Origin of the sequence: Methylocystis sp. WRRC1, assembly GCF_020733155.1 — a bacterium.
Lineage (GTDB): Bacteria > Pseudomonadota > Alphaproteobacteria > Rhizobiales > Beijerinckiaceae > Methylocystis.
Genome location: NZ_JAJFZJ010000001.1, coordinates 3088361 through 3105714, shown reverse-complemented (window position 1 = coordinate 3105714; position 17354 = coordinate 3088361). Strand labels below are relative to the sequence as shown.

19 protein-coding genes and 1 pseudogene are annotated in these 17354 nt (G+C 65.6%); 12 read left to right on the top strand and 8 right to left on the bottom strand.

What is annotated here, in order from left to right:
- Positions 1–82: 82 nt before the first annotated feature.
- Entirely contained in the window at positions 83–760 is a 678-nt protein-coding gene (locus LG047_RS15035; RefSeq protein WP_227967557.1) for a class I SAM-dependent methyltransferase, read from the top strand.
- Positions 761–806: 46 nt separating this feature from the next.
- Here LG047_RS15035 and LG047_RS15030 read toward each other — a convergent pair whose 3' ends face one another.
- The 3 genes from LG047_RS15030 to LG047_RS15020 all read right to left on the bottom strand — a co-directional run bounded on the left by LG047_RS15030 (position 807) and on the right by LG047_RS15020 (position 3131).
- A complete protein-coding gene (locus LG047_RS15030) occupies positions 807–1319 on the bottom strand; it encodes a phospholipase D-like domain-containing protein (RefSeq protein ID WP_227967556.1) in 513 nt (170 codons plus the stop codon).
- Between the two features lie 67 nt (positions 1320–1386).
- Positions 1387–2595, bottom strand: coding sequence for a sorbosone dehydrogenase family protein (locus tag LG047_RS15025; protein WP_227967555.1), 1209 nt, complete (start codon positions 2593–2595; stop codon positions 1387–1389).
- A gap of 89 nt (positions 2596–2684) precedes the next feature.
- Complete coding sequence (locus tag LG047_RS15020) at positions 2685–3131, bottom strand: PRC-barrel domain-containing protein (RefSeq protein ID WP_370635058.1); 447 nt, start codon at positions 3129–3131, stop codon at positions 2685–2687.
- A 210-nt stretch (positions 3132–3341) separates the two neighbouring features.
- Here LG047_RS15020 and LG047_RS15015 point away from each other — a divergent pair, with 210 nt between their 5' ends.
- The gene (locus tag LG047_RS15015; protein WP_227967554.1) at positions 3342–4052 is read left to right on the top strand and encodes a TerC family protein; all 711 of its coding nucleotides are present in this window, start codon (positions 3342–3344) and stop codon (positions 4050–4052) included.
- Between the two features lie 136 nt (positions 4053–4188).
- Here LG047_RS15015 and LG047_RS15010 read toward each other — a convergent pair whose 3' ends face one another.
- Both LG047_RS15010 and rpsU read right to left on the bottom strand, forming a co-directional pair.
- On the bottom strand, positions 4189–5061 hold the full coding sequence (locus LG047_RS15010) for a tetratricopeptide repeat protein (RefSeq protein ID WP_084679022.1): 873 nt from the start codon (positions 5059–5061) through the stop codon (positions 4189–4191).
- Between the two features lie 122 nt (positions 5062–5183).
- Positions 5184–5402: pseudogene (gene rpsU, locus LG047_RS15005) on the bottom strand (30S ribosomal protein S21); the annotation flags it as partial.
- Between the two features lie 216 nt (positions 5403–5618).
- Here rpsU and LG047_RS15000 point away from each other — a divergent pair.
- The 5 genes from LG047_RS15000 (at position 5619) to LG047_RS14980 (ending at position 9557) form a co-directional block, all read left to right on the top strand.
- Positions 5619–5810 carry a hypothetical protein gene (locus LG047_RS15000; RefSeq protein WP_227967553.1) on the top strand — a complete coding sequence of 64 codons (192 nt, stop codon included), beginning with the start codon at positions 5619–5621 and terminating at the stop codon, positions 5808–5810.
- The gene (locus LG047_RS14995) at positions 5807–6583 is read left to right on the top strand and encodes a metal ABC transporter ATP-binding protein (RefSeq protein WP_227967552.1); all 777 of its coding nucleotides are present in this window, start codon (positions 5807–5809) and stop codon (positions 6581–6583) included. The genes LG047_RS15000 and LG047_RS14995 overlap by 4 nt, the downstream gene beginning before the upstream one ends.
- The gene (locus LG047_RS14990) at positions 6573–7442 is read left to right on the top strand and encodes a metal ABC transporter permease (RefSeq protein ID WP_036287817.1); all 870 of its coding nucleotides are present in this window, start codon (positions 6573–6575) and stop codon (positions 7440–7442) included. Before LG047_RS14995 ends, LG047_RS14990 begins: the two co-directional genes overlap by 11 nt.
- Positions 7443–7447: 5 nt before the next feature.
- Positions 7448–8323, top strand: a complete 876-nt coding sequence (locus LG047_RS14985) for a metal ABC transporter substrate-binding protein (RefSeq protein WP_227967551.1) — start codon at positions 7448–7450, stop codon at positions 8321–8323.
- A gap of 106 nt (positions 8324–8429) precedes the next feature.
- Positions 8430–9557, top strand: coding sequence for a GTP-binding protein (locus tag LG047_RS14980; protein WP_227967550.1), 1128 nt, complete (start codon positions 8430–8432; stop codon positions 9555–9557).
- A 6-nt stretch (positions 9558–9563) separates the two neighbouring features.
- Here LG047_RS14980 and LG047_RS14975 read toward each other — a convergent pair whose 3' ends face one another.
- Positions 9564–10088 (bottom strand): DUF6101 family protein, encoded by a 525-nt coding sequence (locus LG047_RS14975; protein WP_227967549.1) that lies wholly within the window; start codon positions 10086–10088, stop codon positions 9564–9566.
- Positions 10089–10309: 221 nt separating this feature from the next.
- Here LG047_RS14975 and LG047_RS14970 point away from each other — a divergent pair, with 221 nt between their 5' ends.
- From LG047_RS14970 to lpxK, 4 genes are all read left to right on the top strand, one after another.
- Complete coding sequence (locus tag LG047_RS14970; RefSeq protein WP_036283056.1) at positions 10310–11128, top strand: 3'(2'),5'-bisphosphate nucleotidase CysQ; 819 nt, start codon at positions 10310–10312, stop codon at positions 11126–11128.
- A 2-nt stretch (positions 11129–11130) separates the two neighbouring features.
- Complete coding sequence (locus tag LG047_RS14965; RefSeq protein ID WP_036283058.1) at positions 11131–11385, top strand: DUF4170 domain-containing protein; 255 nt, start codon at positions 11131–11133, stop codon at positions 11383–11385.
- A 133-nt stretch (positions 11386–11518) separates the two neighbouring features.
- Complete coding sequence (locus LG047_RS14960; protein ID WP_227967548.1) at positions 11519–12796, top strand: 3-deoxy-D-manno-octulosonic acid transferase; 1278 nt, start codon at positions 11519–11521, stop codon at positions 12794–12796.
- Between the two features lie 5 nt (positions 12797–12801).
- The gene (gene lpxK / locus LG047_RS14955) at positions 12802–13800 is read left to right on the top strand and encodes a tetraacyldisaccharide 4'-kinase (RefSeq protein WP_227967547.1); all 999 of its coding nucleotides are present in this window, start codon (positions 12802–12804) and stop codon (positions 13798–13800) included.
- Here lpxK and LG047_RS14950 read toward each other — a convergent pair.
- Positions 13784–14005 (bottom strand): DUF2093 domain-containing protein, encoded by a 222-nt coding sequence (locus LG047_RS14950; RefSeq protein WP_036287823.1) that lies wholly within the window; start codon positions 14003–14005, stop codon positions 13784–13786. The two genes, lpxK and LG047_RS14950, sit on opposite strands and share 17 nt — an antisense overlap.
- Before the next feature lie 295 nt (positions 14006–14300).
- Here LG047_RS14950 and LG047_RS14945 point away from each other — a divergent pair, with 295 nt between their 5' ends.
- Positions 14301–15377, top strand: coding sequence for a DGQHR domain-containing protein (locus tag LG047_RS14945; RefSeq protein WP_036283064.1), 1077 nt, complete (start codon positions 14301–14303; stop codon positions 15375–15377).
- Here the strand turns inward: LG047_RS14945 and LG047_RS14940 are convergent.
- Complete coding sequence (locus LG047_RS14940) at positions 15336–17339, bottom strand: glycosyltransferase (RefSeq protein ID WP_227967546.1); 2004 nt, start codon at positions 17337–17339, stop codon at positions 15336–15338. The genes LG047_RS14945 and LG047_RS14940 overlap by 42 nt on opposite strands.
- Positions 17340–17354: the final 15 nt, after the last annotated feature.

The window sequence follows — 17354 nt, the reverse complement described above, 5'->3', positions numbered from 1 at the left end:
GACATCGTAAACACTTTTAATGTCATTGCATGTTGGATACACTGCCGGCTCTAGCGCAATATCAGCAGCAGGTAATTGGGACATGTCGACAACTGCCAGCCGGGTCGGGTTGCTTGAAGCAATCGCAGCTTACGTAGGCCGCGACTGGACGAGCGCCAGGAAGGGCGCGCTGGACTATTACGATGCGGCGGAAGGTGAGATGGACTCGCGCTGGACCACTCTATTGTGGCCCTTCCTCGAAGGTTGCAACTTCGAGACTTGCGTGGATCTGGCGGTGGGTCACGGGCGCAACACGGCGAAGCTTCTGCAGCAAAAGGATTGCCAGAAGGTCTACTGTGTAGACATCAATCAGGATAACATTAACTTCTGCTCGGAAAGGTTCGCCGATGAACCGCGCGTTGTCTGCATCAAGAACAACGGCGCCAATCTTCCCGAAATCCCGCCTTACTCCATAACAATGTTTTATTGCTTCGACGCAATGGTCCATTTCGACTCTGACATCGTGCGCAGCTACCTCGCCGAAATCGCGAGACTGCTTGCGCCGCTCGAGGGGCGGGCGTTTCTGCATCACTCCAACTACACCGGCAATCCCGGAGGAGACGTTCACAAAAATCCCCATTGGCGTAATTTCATGTCCGCGGAGCTCATGAAGCACTACGCCGCAAAGGAGGGTCTTGCGGTCGAGAAGCAGCAATTGCTCGACTGGAACTGGGACGGCACGAATATCGACTGCTTCACGCTGTTGCGGCATGCCGAGTGAAATCCGCCAAGTTCCGCTATGAGCGGAATCGACAAAGGCGACGCCTTCACCGCGTCCACATGGCTTCGAACGCCTTCTGAAACCGCTCGACGGCCGCGGGGCATCGCAATGCGACGAGGGAGTTGTCCTGCTTTCGCAGACCGCTGTGCGTGAAATTGCCTGCGCCTTCGCGCACCAGCACGCCGTCGACGGCGTAGGCCTTCAGATGCATGAAGGGTTGCGGATCGCCCTTGTAGCGGATTTCGACATTCTCGCGCGCCGCCAGCCGATTGTAGGCCTCCGCTAGCCGGGACGGCATGCGGGCGTCGCGACCGTCGCGATAGAGGCGAATGCGCACGCCGCGAAGCGCCGCGGCGTCGAGCGCCTGCACGATGGGAATGCTCGTGAGCACATAGGCCGCCATGTCGATAGAGCGGGTCGCGCGGCCAATGAGATCGACGTCGATCGCCTCCAAATTTTCCGCCGGCGCATAGGCGTGCCGCTCGACAACGCAGGAGCTGGCCGCAGCGGCGGACTGCCCGCCAGCACATAGAAAAACGATAAGCGACAGACGTTTCATTCGGCCCCGGTCCGAGAACGGATACGGAACGCTTTTTGCACGTCAGGATTGCGGAATCCAGCGCCAATTACGGCCTGCGATAGGTAATTCGATAGATCGCGCCATTCTGGTCGTCGGTGACGAGCAGCGAGCCGTCCGCGAGTTCCGCGACGTCGACGGGGCGGCCGAGATAACGCCCCGCGCCCGTATTCCAGCCCTCTGCGAAGGGCGTCGCCACGCCGCGCCCGTCGGCGCCGGGCCGCGTGAACATCAATCGGGCGCCGATGGAGACGCTGCGATCCCAGGAGCCGTGCTGAGCCGAAAAAAGGCCCCCGCGATATTCCGGAGGAAACATTGCGCCGCGATAGAAGGTCATGCCGAGATCGGCGGCGTGCGCCTGCGTCTCCACCATCGGGAAAACGGCGTCCGCCGGCGGCGTGTCCCGCTCATATTCCTTCGTGCGGACGTGGCCGCCGCCATACCATGGAAAGCCGAAGTTCAGCCCCGGGCGATCGGCGCGGTTGATTTCGCCGGGAGGAATGTCGTCGCCCATCCCGTCCACCTGATTGTCGGTGAACCAGAGGGCGCCGTCGGCGTCGAAATCCATGCCGACGGAATTGCGAACGCCGGTCGCGAAGACTTCACGGCCGGAGCCGTCGGGATTCATGCGGATGATTCCGCCGACGCCGGTCCGCTCATAGAGCGCGAGCTTGTCGCGCGGCGCCACATTGTCCGGCTGGCCGAGCGAAATATAAAGCCTGCCATCCGGTCCGACGCGGCAGACGCGCGCGGAGTGACTGCGGCTCTCCGAGCTGCGCGGGACGAGATCACCCGCCTTGACGATCGCCTGCGCTTTCGACGCTGCATCGCGCCAGTTGCTCTCGGCGTCGTCGAGCCGCGTCACGCGGTTGCGTTCGACGAGAAAGAGAGCGCCCTCTTTCGACAGGCATACGCCATGCGGCATCGTGAGACTCGGCCATGGCGAGAAATCCTCGACGGCGGCCGCCTTCCCGTCGCCGGGCGTCAGTACATAGGCGCGCTTGTCGTCCGTGCCGACGAAGATCGCCTTGCCTTGCGCGCCGACCGCAAGCGTGCGCGCGCCCGGCGCCAGCGCATAAAGCGAGATCGAGAATCCCGGCGGCAGCTTGATGCGCTGGAGCGTAGCCTCGACCTCGCGCCGGCGGTTTTCACTATCGGCTTGCGTCGGCGCCGAATGCGCGTCCGGGGGAACGGAAAGCGCAGCGGCAAAAGCAAACAGCGCCATTCCGGCGGCGAAAAGTTTTCTTGCAGAAGACATCCGCGTTGCTTCCCGCGATCAAGACCCGGCCACCAATGCAGGAACGAGCGGTCGAAGCAAGGCCGCGAAACGGCCTTCCCCGACCCCCGTCAATGACCCATCGTTCGATCGGCGTCGCCGCGCATCGGCGAGACCGGCGGAACCGGCGAGTTCGGCGTGATGGGAGACATTGGCGATTCCTCCCAATAGGGCGCCGCAGCAAAATGCTCGTGCAAGCGGACCTCCCAGTCGCGGTCATCGAAGCTGTCTTCGTCGAACTGCGGCGCCGACTTCACCTGCTCCGCGGTGACTGCGGTGACATACCCGCCAAGGCTCATGTCATAGTGAAAGGCCTTCCAAGGCAGCGGATATTTCCTGCTGCCGAAACCAAGGAAACCGCCGAAGGTCATGATCGCATAGCGCACCATGCCGGAGGCGCGGTCGATCATCAGATGGTCGATTTCGCCGATTTTGACCCCCGCGAGGTCATGGACATTGGTTCCTTCCACCCGCTCGCTGGAAATGAGATTGACGCTGTGCTGGCCCGTTCCCATCATCGCCTCCCGCGGCAAGGCGCGAGTCGACTTCGATTCGCGCAATGTCCTAGAACCATTCTTCAGGCCGAATGTTCCGCCCCGGAAAAGCGGGCGGGGCGGTTTTTCCTCCTCACGATAGCGACGGCCCCGAAAAGGACCAGCTTTCGCTGTTGTTGAAAACACGCTAATTCGACGACATGGCGCATTGGCCAAAATGCAGGAAACCTACGCATGACTTCTGATCTGACGATCGGATGGGAAATCCTCGAGATCATCTGGATCAACATCCTGCTCTCCGGCGACAATGCGATCCTCATTGCGCTCGCCTGCCGGCAACTGCCCGTAAAACAAAGGCGTTGGGGCGTTTTTCTCGGCGCTCTCGGCGGCGTTGTCCTGCGCGTCGCCTTCACGCTGATCATCGTCGAGCTGATGGCCGTTCCGCTGCTGAAAGCCTTCGGCGCCGTGCTGCTGCTGATCGTGGCCGTGAAGTTGCTGATCGACGAGACGGAGCATTCCGACGTCAAGGCCAAGCCCAATCTCATGGGCGCCGTCGTCTCGATCATCATGGCCGACGCCGTGATGTCGCTCGACAATGTCATCGCCATCGCCGCCGCCGCGCGCGGCTCGGCGCAGCTTATCGTTTTCGGCCTAGCGCTCTCCGTACCGATCGTGATGTTCGGCGCGGGTTTCCTGTTGAAAGTGCTGGAGCGCTTCCCGCTGCTCGTCTGGGCCGGCGCGGGACTGCTCGGCTGGGTCGCGGGCGACATGGCGGCGGCCGATCCCTTCGTTGTCGAGCGCACGCATGGGATGATCGACCACGCCATGCTCGAGCGCGCGCTCTGCATCGGCGGCGCGGCGCTCGTGCTTTTGGTCGCATTTATGGTGGAGGCCTATCGCCAGTGGCGCGAGGACCAGAAGGCGCGGGACGAGGGCAAGCTTTGAAAGCCGCGCGGGTCAGCTTCAGCCGGACGGATCGCCGCTCGGCTGAACAAGACGCTTCGGGAAGAATAGAAGAGCTCTGAAGCGGATTATGTCCGCACAGTCGGATGGCAAGCCGGGAGCATTGCTCCTGAACGCTTCAGCCGCGGGAGTTCTGCCTCGCGATCGGCTGCTGCGGGTCGAGCTGCAGGGCGCGCTGATAGGACTCCTGCGCTTTCTGCCGGTTGCCGTTCTTCTCATAGGCGAGCCCGAGCCACGCCCAGGCGAGCGCGCTCTTGTTGTCGACGTTGAGCGCGGCGTTGAAGTCCTCGACCGCCTTGTCATATTTGCCGAGCGCCACGAGGCTCTCGCCGCGCGCCTGATAGGGCGCAGCCGCGAAGGGGTCGCGGTCGATGGCGTTGTCGAAATCGGTGACGGCGCGGGCGTTGTCGCCGCGCTTCTGATGAATAAGGCCGCGGGCGTGAAAGGCCTGCGCGCTCTCGGGATTGAGACGGATCGCCGTGTCGAGATCGGAGAGCGCCTGGTCGAGATTGCCCTGCGCGCGCAACAAATTCGCGCGGCCGACATAGGCCGGGGCGTGGTTGGGATTGACCTGGATGGCGTGGTCGAAATCGTTGCGGGCGGCCTCGTTTTGGCCGATCTGTCGTTGGGCCAGCGCGCGATTGGTGTATGCCGCCGCACTGTTCGGGTCGAGCTTGATCGCCTGCGTAAAGTCCGCGATGGCCTCGTTGAAGCGCCCGACGCGGGCGTAGGCGACGCCGCGGGTGTTGTAGGCCTCGGCGCTGGATGGGTTGCGCCGGATGACCTCTGTCAGCGAATCGATGTTCGCCGCGGCGGCCTTGGAGTCGGTGTCGGCGATTTCGGCGATGCCGCGCCCCGGTGGCCGGATGCCGCTGGCTGTCTCGCAGCCCGCGAGCGCGATTACGGCAAGCGCCGCGGCGCCACGTACGAGCGTGGCGCGGGAGGGGACAGGAGACGGGCGAACCAATGTCGCCGCAAGGCGGAAGCCCATGCCTTCAAATCCTCTCAGCCGTGTCATTGCAACCTATGGCCGATCTCTGCCGTCTCAACCTTAACAAAAGGTGTAAAAACGGCGAAACGCCGGCTCAGGCGCGCCGCTCAGCGGCCGGTGGCCCTGGCCTTGACCGGCAGCAGGCCCTCGCGCTGCAGCTTCTTGCGGGCCAGCTTGCGGGCGCGGCGAACGGCCTCGGCCTTCTCGCGGGCGCGCTTCTCGGACGGCTTCTCGTAATGGCCGCGCAGCTTCATCTCGCGGAAAATGCCTTCGCGCTGCATCTTCTTCTTCAGCGCCTTAAGAGCCTGATCGACATTGTTGTCGCGAACGAGAACTTGCACGAATCCATCCTGCTTTTGAGGGGCCGCCCGCTCGAAGGGGCGTCCGAATAGGGAATAGGTCGCCGGGCGCTGTACGGAGCGCCTGACCCGCGATGGGGCAGATAGCAGAGTCGCCCTGCCCTGTCCATGCAGAAATGCCCGAAATGCGTGTGGCGGGCGATCAAATCGGCGGCGCCGCGCTTGTTCTTGCGGCGCGTTATATTATAACATTTGGACATGACAGACGCCACGTCCCACGGACATAGCCACGATCACGGCCACGCGCATGCGCGCCTCCCGGCGCCCGTCGTCGCGACCATCGGCGCCGAGCGAACCAGCCTGCTGGGGCTTTCGGCCGTGGGGCGGCTCGGCGGCGTGGCGCTTCTGCTTGCGGCGCTGTGGGCGGGCGTTTTCTGGGCGCTGCATTGACCGCGACCGCCGGACAGCGCGAGCCGATCCGGCTCGTCAATCTCACTCTCGGCTATGACCGCCACCCCGCCGTCCACCATCTGGAGGGCGAGATCGCGCCCGGCGCCGCGCTTGCCGTCTGCGGCCCCAACGGCGCGGGGAAGTCCACGCTACTGAAGGCGCTCGCCGGCGTATTGAAGCCGCTCGGCGGGCGAATCGAGCGCGGCGGCGGTTCGGCCCGCGACGTCGCCTATCTGCCCCAGCTCGTCGACATCGACCGCGCCTTTCCGATCAATGTCCGCGATTTCGTCGCCATGGGCGCCATGCGGCGGATCGGACTTTTCGGCCGGCTCGGCGCGCAGGAGCGTGAGCGCGCCGAGCGCGCGATCGCCCGCGTGGGCCTCACGGGGCTAGAGGATCGGGCGATCGAGACGCTGTCCGGCGGGCAGATGCAGCGCGTGCTCTTCGCGCGGCTCATAATGCAGGATCAGCCGGTGATTCTTCTCGACGAGCCCTTCGGCGCGATCGACGAAGCGACGACCGACGACCTTCTCTCCCTCATCGCGCAATGGCGGGAGGAAGGCCGCACGGTCGTCGCCGTGCTCCACGAACTCGAACTCGCCCGCCGCGCCTTTGCGCAAACGCTGCTGCTGGCGCGCGAGCGCATCGCCTGGGGCGAGACGCGCGAGGCGCTTTGCCCGGAAAACCTCGCCCGCGCCCGCGCCATGTCGGAGGCCTATGACCGGCAGGCGCGCGAATGCCTGCGCGACGAAGAAACCGCCCATGTTCACTGACGTCTTCATCGCGCCCTTCGCCGATTACGAATTCATGCGCCGGGCGCTGGTCGGCTCGGTGGCGCTGGCGCTGTCCGGGTCGCCGCTCGGCGTCTTTCTCATCCTGCGGCGCATGTCGCTCGCCGGCGACGCCCTCTCCCACGCCATCCTCCCCGGCGCGGCGGTTGGCTATCTCGTGGCCGGCCTCTCCCTTCCGGCGATGACCTTCGGCGGACTCGTCGCGGGGCTGGTCATCGCGGTCGCGACCGGCGCCGCCTCCCGCTTCACGACGCTGCGCGAGGACGCCTCGCTCGCCGCCTTCTATCTCGTCTCGCTCGCGCTCGGCGTGACGCTGGTTTCGCTGCGCGGCTCGAGCGTCGATCTGCTGCATGTGCTGTTCGGCTCTGTCGTCGGCCTCGACGACGCGGCGATGCTGATGCTCGCCGGAGTCTCGACCTTCACGCTTGCCGCGCTGGCGATCTTCTACCGCGCGCTGGTGATGGACACGCTCGATCCGCTGTTCCTGCGCCAGACGAGCGCGCTGGGCGAAGCCGTCCCCTTCCTGTTTCTGTCGCTCGTGGTGCTCAATCTCGTCGCCGGTTTTCATGCGCTCGGCACGCTGATGGCCGTCGGCCTCATCATGCTGCCGGCCGCCGCCGCACGGCTCTGGACGCATGAACTCGCCGTCGCCCTGCCGCTCGCCGCCGCAATCGGCGCGCTTTGCAGCTATGTCGGCCTTGTCTTCTCCAATGAAACCGGCGCGCCGACGGGCCCCGCCATCATACTCGCCGCCGGCCTCGTCTATTTCGCTTCTCTCGTTTTCGGCCGCGCCGGGGGCGTGCTTCGCCTGCGGCGTCCGCGCCGGCATCTCGAAGGGTGACGCTCATGCTGACACGCCGTGCCGCTCTCGCGCTTTCCCTCGCCGCGCTCGCCGCGCCGGCCCTCGCCGAGTCGCCGAAAATCCCGGTCGTCGCAAGCTTTTCGATCATCGGCGATTTCCTCCGCGAGGTCGGCGGCGATCGCGTTTCAGTGACGACGATCGTCGGGCCGGACGGCGACGCCCATGTCTACCAGCCGAGCCCCGCCGACGGCCGCCGCATCGCGCAGGCGAAGGTGATTTTCGTCAATGGACTCGGGTTCGAGGGCTGGCTGGAGCGGCTGATTTCCGTCGCGAAAACCAAGGGAACCGTCGTCACTCTGGGCAAGGGCGTCGCCGCCCGCAAGGACGAGGAAGGGGCCGATCCCCACGCCTGGCAGGATGTGGCGAATGCGAAGATTTACGTAAACGAAATCCGCGACGCGCTCGTCGCCGCCGATCCGGAAGGCGCCGAAAGCTACAGGGCCAATGCGGCCGCCTATCTCGCGAAGCTCGACGCGCTCGACGCGGAGATCGTGAAAACGCTCGACGCGATCCCCACGGACCGCCGCCGCGTCGTCTCCACCCACGACGCTTTCGGCTATTTTTCTGCCCGCTACGGGGTCGAATTCATCGCGCCGCAGGGCGTCTCGACCGAATCCGAGGCCAGCGCCCGCGACATCGCCCGCATCATCGACGCGGTGAAGCAGCACAAGGTCGGCGCGGTGTTTCTCGAAAATGTCGCAGACCCGCGCCTCGCCAAGCGCATCGCGGCGGAGACGGGCGCTCGTGTCGGCGGCATGCTTTATTCGGACGCCTTGTCCGATGCAAAAGGCGACGGGGCGAATTATATCGACATGATGCGCCACAATGTTAGAGAATTGGCGAAAGCCTTGACGCCTTGAGGGCGATTGTCTCGGCACGCCCGACCGCCCGATCCCTGGAGCCGCGCCACCAGCGCGCCGTCTCTCGGGATACGGGCGTGAGGGCTCGTGAAACCAAGGAATGATCGTGACCGATAAAATTCCCGTCACCGTCATCACCGGCTATCTTGGCGCCGGCAAGACGACGCTTCTCAACCGCATCCTCACCGAGCAGCACGGACGCCGCTACGCCGTGATCGTCAACGAGTTCGGCGAGATCGGCATCGACAACGATCTCGTCGTCGGCGCGGACGAGGAAGTCTTCGAGATGAACAACGGCTGCATCTGCTGCACCGTGCGCGGCGATCTCATTCGCATCATCGAGGGGCTCATGCGCCGGCGCGGCAAGTTCGACGCCATCATCGTCGAGACGACCGGCCTCGCCGACCCCGCGCCCGTCGCGCAGACCTTCTTCGTCGACGCCGACGTGAAGGACGCCGCGCGCCTCGACGCGGTGGTGACGATGGCCGACGCCAAATGGCTGAGCGAGCGGCTGAAGGACGCGCCGGAAGCGAAAACGCAGATCGCTTTCGCGGACGTCGTCATCCTCAACAAGACCGACCTCGTTACGCCGGAAGAACTGGAAGAAGTCGAGGCGCGCATTCGCGGCATCAATCCATACGCGGCGCTGCATCGCGCGGTGAAGGCGGATGTTCCGCTGAAGGCGGTGCTGGAGCGCAACGCCTTCGATCTCGATCGCATCCTGAAAATCGAGCCGAATTTCCTGTCGGCCGAGGAACACGACCACGACCATCATGATCATGATCATGATCATCATCATCATGATCATCACCACGGGCATGATCACGAGCACGGTCATGAGTGCGGCCCGGACTGCGGCCACCATCATCATCATGAAAAGCACGAACATCACCACCACGACGACCACGGTCATCTGAAGGCGATTCACGACTCGGAGATGCAATCTATCTCCATTCGCCACGACGGCGAGGTCGATCCCGAGCGCTTCGTGCCCTGGCTGAACGAACTCGTTCAGCGCGACGGGCCGGACATTCTGCGCTGCAAGGGCATCATCGCCTTCAAGAACGAGCCGCGCCGCTTCGTCTTTCAGGGCGTGCACATGATCCTGGACGGCGATCTGCAACGCGAATGGAAGGACAATGAGAAGCGCGAGTCGCGCCTCGTCTTCATCGGCCGCAAGCTTAAGGAGGATGAAATCCGCTCCGGCTTCGCGCAGGTTGTCGGCTCGGCCTGAGCCGGCTCATTCGTAGCAGATGATTTCGCGCTCGTCGGCGAAGACCGCCTCCATGCGGGCGGCGTCGCCGGCCTTGCGGCGCGACAGGAAGCGCGGACGGCGCTTGAGCACGTTCACGTCGCGGCGGCGCTGCACGCTCGCCTGAGCAGGCGTCGCGGCGTCGACCGGGGCGAATTCGCCATCCTCCAGCGCCAGACGCGGCAGGCCCAGAAAGGCCGCCCAATATTTCCACTCCGCCGCAGCCTCGCCGCCGTCCTGCGTCTCCGCCAGCACGATGTCCAGATCGGCGTCGCGATGGGCGAGCGACAGACGGTAGCAAGGCGCCCCGTCGCGGCCCTCGCGCACGTCGAGGGCGACGCCGTGATAGGCGGGGACCGGCACCGCGATCATCATGTCGACGCCGCCGAAGCGACGGGCGATGAGAATGTCGCTGCGCGTGACGCGGACGCGGCGGGCGCCGCCGTCGGCCCGGCGGTCCCGCTGAACGAGAAACGCTTCCTCGACCTTGCGCGCATTGCCGGCTTCGAACATGGGCCCCTCCTCAAGGCGTGATCTCTTTGTCCCGGTCATCTTGCCGCGCCATGCCCGCCGGAGTCCCTAAAAACACTGGTGAACGGCGCGTAAATCACTGCTTTTACACTGCAATTGAGCGATGAGGGTGAAGCCGCGGGAAACGGAATAGATCAAATTGTCGATATTTCGCCCATGCGGGCGTCTTGCGGCCCGGCGGCGCGTCGCCTACTGATTTTGCAATGCACATTTCCCGAAACGACCTCGCTGCTTTCCTCCCGCGCCTCGAAGCCGTGACGCGGAAAGCCGGCGACATCGCCATGTCCTATTTCCGGCCCGGACAGCGCACCGCCGCCGCGGTCACCTACAAGGGCGGCGGCTCGCCGGTGACGGAAGCGGATTTCGCCGTCGACCGGTTCCTCTTCGAGGAAATGCGCCGCCTCGCGCCGGAGGCGGGCTGGCTCTCCGAGGAAACCGCCGACAGCGAAGCGCGGCTCTCGCGCGAGCAGCTCGTCGTGGTCGACCCGATCGACGGCACCAAAGCTTTTTCCAACGGCGACGCGCGCTGGGCGGTCTCGATCGCGCTCGTCGAGAAAGGACGCCCGACCGTCGGCGTCATCCATGCGCCCGCGCTGGGCGAGACCTTCACCGGAGCGGCGGGGCTGGGGGCCTTTCTCAACGGCGCGCCGCTCCTGACGCCGCCGCGGGCCGGAATGACCGGCGCGGCGATCATCGCGCCGCGGTTCCTGCATCCCGAACTCGCCAAGCTGCCGCAAAAGCTCGTCATCGCGCCGCGCACGCCGTCGCTGGCCTTGCGGCTCGTCGACATCGCAACCGGCCGCCATGACATCGTCATCGCCGCGCCCGACGCGCGCGACTGGGACATCGCCGCCGCCGACATCATCCTCCATGAAGCCGGCGCCGCGCTCAGCGAAGCGGAAGGCGCGCCGTTGATCTATAATCGCCGCTCTCTGGCGCGCGGCATGCTGGTCGCGGCGCCGAAGCCGCTACTCGACGAAACCCTCACGATCGCACGGACCGTTGCGGAAGGAGCCTATTAGAAATGACGAAGCAGGCGACGAAGGCAAAGAAGGACAAGCAGCTTCTGCATCTCGTGTTCGGCGGCGAACTCGAGTCGCTTGACGGCGTCACATTCCGCGACCCCTCGAAACTCGACATCGTCGGCATTTATCCCGACAATGACAGCGCTCTCGCGGCCTGGAAGGCGAAAGCCCATTCAACGGTCGACAATGCGCACATGCGCTATTTTGTCGTGCATCTTTATCGTCTGCTCGACCCCGATCACGAGGAACTGTAAACGGCAGGCTTTCCAAAATTCGCCGGTTTTGCGAAGAATATAGATGTTTCTCGCCGCGAGGCGGAGCGGTTGCGATGACCACGCGCCGCGCCTGTTCGCGACACGCGCGTGCGTTTCATAAGACCAAGGAAACATGCCGCTATTAACGCTCTATCGGGCAGCGACCATTCTCGCGACGCCTTTCGCCGGCGTCGTTCTCAGGCGGCGCGCGGGTCAGGGCAAGGAAGACCTTGCCCGCCTCGACGAACGCTTGGGCCTCGCCAGCCGCCCGCGGCCCGAGGGACGACTCGTCTGGCTCCATGGCGCCAGTCTCGGCGAAAGCCTGTCGCTGCTGCCATTGATCGAGCGCTTCATCCAGCGCGGCGCGGAAGTGCTGGTGACGAGCGGGACAGTCTCCTCCGCGCGCGTTCTCGCAGCGCGCCTGCCGGCCGGCGCCTTTCATCAATACGCCCCGCTCGACGCGCCGAAATTCGTCGAACGTTTTCTCGATCACTGGCGCCCCGACATCGCGGTCTTCGCCGAGTCGGAACTCTGGCCCAACATGGTCGCCGCCGTACGCGCCCGCAACGTCCCGCTGGTGCTCGCCAACGCCCGCATCTCGCGCAAGTCGGCGGAACGCTGGCGCAATTTGCCCGGCGCGGCGCGCATCGTCTTCGGCGCCGTCGATCTCTGCCTCGCGCAGGATTCCGACAACGCAGCCCGTTTCCTCGCGTTGGGCGCGCCCTGCGTGCGCATCACCGGCAATCTGAAATTCGACGTGCCGCCGCCGCCGGTCGACGCGGCGAGGCTCGCGGAATTCAACGGCGCCGTCGGCGCACGCCCCGTCTGGGCGGCGGTCTCCACCCATCCGGGCGAGGAGTCGATCATCCTTGAAGCCCATGCGGAACTGGCGCAACAGATCCCCTCGCTGCTGACGGTGATTGTGCCGCGCCATCGCGAGCGCGGACCCGAGATCGCGCAGATGGCGCGCGACAGGGGCTATATGACGGCGCTCCGCTCGCAGGACGGCGAGCCGCGGCGCGACGTCGACGTCTATGTCGCCGACACGACGGGCGAACTCGGGCTTATCTTCCGCAGCGTCGGCGTCGTGTTCATGGGCAAGTCGCTCGTTCCCGGCGGCGGGCAGAACCCGATCGAGCCCGCGAAGCTCGGTTGCGCGGTGCTATACGGCCCGAATGTCGAGAATTTCAGCGAGGTGTATAGCGAACTCGCCGCCGCCAAGGCCGCCGCCCGCGTCACCGACGCGGCCGCTCTGGCTCGCGCGGCGCATTATCTGCTCTCGGAGCCCGCTCGCATGCGGCGCATGGGCCGCGCGGGCGCCGAGACCGTCGAGAAACTCGGCGGCGCCTCGCGCGGGATCATGACGGCGGTCGAACCGTTCCTGGCGCAACTCGCCGTCGCGGAAAGGTGATCCCGATGCGCGCGCCGAACTTCTGGCGCGCGGATGGCTTGTCCGCCCGTCTCCTGGCTCCCGCCGGAGCCGTTTATGGCGCCGTCGCAAAGACGCGGCTCGTCCGCAGGGCGCCGCGCGCCGCCCTGCCAACCATCGTCGTCGGCGGACTGACGACCGGCGGCGACGGCAAGACGCCGCTCGCGCTGGCGCTGGCGGAGAGCCTGTTGGCGCTCGGGGAGCAGCCCGCGATCCTGACGCGCGGCTATGGGCGAAAGCTCGGGCGCCGCGAGCCCTTCGTCGTCGACTCCAGCCATGTGGCCGAGGATGCCGGCGACGAAGCGATTCTGCTCGCGCGCGTGGCGCCGACGATCGTCGGCGCCGACCGCGTCGCGGGCGCGGCCATGGCGCGGGAGCTCGGCGCCAGCGTCATTCTGCTCGACGACGGCTTCCACAGCCGTCGGCTCGCGAGTGACCTCGCCCTGCTCGCCGTCGATTCGGAATATGGCGCCGGCAACGCCCGCTGCCTGCCGGCCGGGCCCCTGCGCGCGCCGCTCGACGCGCAGCTTTCAGCAGCGGATGCGCTGGTCGTGATCGGCGATGGCGCGCAAGGCGCGAAGCTTGCGCGGCGATCGGGGAAATCCGTTTTCACGGCCCGCATCGTTCCCGATCCGAAGTCGGCGGGCGCTCTGGCGGGCGCGCGGGTCGTCGCATTCGCAGGGATTGCGCGGCCCGACAAATTCCTGCGCACGCTCTCGGAAACCGGAGCGGAAATCGTCGCGACGAAATTCTTCGGCGACCATCATCGCTTCTCGCGGAGCGATTACGCCGCGCTTTCGAGCTTGCGGCGCCAATTCGACGCACGCCTCGTGACGACGGAAAAGGACGCGCCGCGCATCGACGCGTCAGCCGCGGGACTTCGCATTGAAACCCTGCCCGTCACGCTCGCTTTCGACGATCCCGCCGCAATCGAGGCGAGGCTTTCCGCCGCGCTCGCACGGGCGCGGATCAGTCGGGCTTCTTGACCCCGAGCCGCATCAGCTTGGCGTGCGGGCCGCTGTAGGGCTCCTGCAGATCGACGTTCCAGTAGCGCAAATCCTCGAGCGGGATCGGCTCGCCCGTCACGGCGCAGCGCACATAGGCGCCCGGCTTGCGAACGCGATATTCGCCGTCGAGAAATTCAACAACGGCCTCGTCGGCCGGCTGAGGGGTGCGTTCGTAGCGGTTCATGCGGAATCTTCTGTTAAAGCGCCGCGAGAGCGGTTGCCCCGTCAGACGCTGCAGCGCCGAGATGATCGACCTCATGGGCGACATTCGAATTAGATCGGCCACCACGGCCGCGGGGCAACCCTACATCCGCGCGCGCGCCAACGGAAGAAAATTCGCGCCCTTTCCGACCCATTGCGGGGCTTTGCGTCTTGTTCTCGTCGTTATTCGAGCCTACCCTTTCGGGGAGTACCGGTTTTGATTCGTCGAGTCAGCTTTTGCGAACGCTGTCAAGTTCGCGCTTTCGAGGGATCACCAGATGGATCGGGACACGATAGGCGACCTTGCCGATTCCGCCCCGCTTTCGGGCGACGATTCAAACTTCTCCAGCGCAGAGACTTCGCATTCCTTCGACGGCAAGTTCGTCACCGACAAGGCGCTCGTCGTCGAACAGGGAAAGCATCGCTTCTATTCGCTGGTGCTGCCGAGCGATCTCCTCGGAGAGACCTGCATGGTCGAGCCGCGCAACGAAAATCCGATCGACGGCTTCCAGAGATTGCTCGACGAACGCCGCGCGAAATCCATCGCCCGCTATATCGACGCCGGCTTCGGCACGGTGCCGGGAGCCGTCGTGCTTTCGGCCCAGAGCCGCGCGCATCTGCGCTACGACCGCGCGACGGGGGCGCTGACTTTCCGCAAGGACCCACGCTCTTTCCTCATCATCGACGGCCAGCATCGCGTCTATGGCTTCAAGCTCGCGAAAAACGCCGTCAGCGTTCCCGTGGTGATCTACAACAGGCTCACCCGCGCGCAGGAATGCCGGCTGTTCATGGACATCAACACCAAGCAGCGCCCGGTGCCCAATGAATTGCTGCTCGACATCCGTCGCCTCTCGGAGGTGGAGACGGAAGCCGAAGCGCTGATGCACAATGTCTTCGACCTCTTTCACACGCGCGAGGACAGCGCGCTCGCCGGCTATCTGAGCCCCGCGGAACGCAGGAAGGGCCGGATTTCCCGCGTGACGTTCAACGCCGCGCTGCGCTCGATCAGGAGCGCCTTCGTCGGCGCGCCGGCCGAGGAAGTCTACGCGGTTCTCAACGCCTATATGCGCGCCTGCCGCCACGGGCTCGGACTGCATGGCGTCGATGAGAACATCGCCAATCCGGTGCTGTTCAAGACGCTGATGCTGCTCTTCGTCAATGTCGCGGAGCGCGTCGCGGACCGCCATGGCGGCAATTACACGGTGCGCAATTTCGAGGATGTGCTGATCCCCTTTTTCCGCCGCCTCAAGAAGAGCGACCTTCCGCGCGCCGGCATGGGCCATCTCGCGCTGCACGAGCATTTCAGCAAGGCGCTAAGCGCGGGGTTCCTGCTCAAGCAATGGCTCTTCGCCTGAGCCGAAGGGCGCGGGGTGGAGAGCGCCGCGCATGGTGAGCCCATGCTCGGTCTTCTCCCAGTGAAACGGGCGGCTCCAGAGTTCGAAAAGCGCGCGCCAGGCCGCGATGCTGAGCATCGCCAGCCATAGGGGCAGGCAAAGCAGCGCGCGCCACTGCGCGGTGAGCTTGCGCCGATACATGCCCAAAATCAGCGGCCACAGCATCGCGACGGCGCCTGAAATCGCCAGAAAGCACCATAGCGTGCTGCAAATGATCTCGAACCCCGTTTGCGGCTCGAAAAGCGCTCCGAAGGCCGCGTCGTAAAACAGCCGCGCCGCAAGCAGCGGACCGAGGAGCGGCCCGAGGAATCCGCCGACGAACATGGCGCAAACCGCGCCGGCGCGGCGCGGGCCGAGGTCGGCGAGAAGCCGCAGCGGATGGCGGCAATGGACGATCGCCGTCTGCATCCAGCCCTTGAACCAGCGCGTGCGCTGCTTCACCAGCGCGCGGAAAACCGCCGGCGCTTCCTCATAGGTGTCGGAGGAAAAGGTGCGCACCCCGTAGCCCGCGCGCGTGAGCCGCAGGCCGAGATCGGCGTCCTCGGTGACGTTGAACGCGTCCCAGTAGCCGATCTCGCGTAACGCCTCCATACGGAAATGATTGGACGTGCCGCCGAGAAAAAGCGGCAGCCCGAGCGCGGCGAGGCCCTTGTTGAAGACGTCGAACAGCGCGGCGTATTCCATCGCGAAAAGCGACGTCATCCAGTTCAGCGCGCCATTGTCGATGACGAGGCTCGCCTGCAGGCAGGCGACATCGCTCGGCAGATGCGCGAACAGCGCCGCCGCGCGACGAAGCTGGCGCGCGTCGGGGAGATCCTCCGCGTCGAAAACACAAACAAGCGAACCGCGCGCGAGCGGCATGGCGATATTGAGCGCGCGCGGCTTGGTGCGCGGCTCGCCCTCGGGGCAGACAACAATCTCATGCGGCGCGCGCGGCGCATGAGCGCGCAAGGCGGCGGCGGTCGCCTCGTCATCCTGCTCGATGACGAATTTGACGTCGAGCTTGGCGCGCGGATAGTCGAAACGGTCGATGGCGCGCGCAAGCTGCCGCGCCACGGACGCCTCCTTGTAGAGCGCGATCACGACCGTATAGACCGGCAGCTGCGCGTCGCGGATCGAGCTCACGCGATCGTGGATGTCGCCTCGCGCCGCGCAGGCGGCGAGGCGCAGGAAGACGCTGGAGAGAAAGGCGACCGCAAGCAGCAGCGCGGCGGCGAGCGCGACCGCCTTCACCGGCGCGAAAAGGCTCGCAATCAGCGCCGCCAGGGCGCCTGTGGCGAGCGCGAGCGGCGCGCGACGCAGCGAGCCGCGCACGCAGAGCGCCCGGTCGACGAACTCGGCGGAATGGGCCGCGACATGCGCAACGTCTTTCGGCGCGGCGCGGCGCACCGCCTCGATGAAGCGCGTGCGCGTCGTGACGGCGAAAAGCGGACGCCCCCCGGCGTTGCGCGCCGCGCTCATCAGCCGGAAGATTTCGGCGCCCACCGGCGCGAAGAGCCACTGCACGCCGCATGCGGCGTCGCGAAGTCGGGCGTAGCCGAGACGGGCCGTCACGACGCTCGCCGGCGCAACCTCCACCGGCTCGTCGACGAAGGCGACGTTGAGATGATCGGCGAGCGAACGGTAGTAGACGTCCTCGCGAACGAGCCCCTCGGCGAGCAGCGCCGCGTCGGCGGACACGCCCTGACGGCGCGCCGTTTCGGCGGCGTATCGCAACACTTCCTCCGGCACGCCATCGGCGATGAGAAAGCTGATTTCGACCGGAAGCGCGCGCGGCGCAGGGACTTTCGCGCTCGCCGGCCGCCTCTGGACGGAAGCCGGAAGCTCCGTGGAGAGCGCGCGCCGGCGGTCGACAGGGCGCGTATCTTCTCTGTTGAGAGAAGGAGAGGCGGACGAAAAACTGTCGACCGACGCCATGCTCATGAACTACAAACTCAA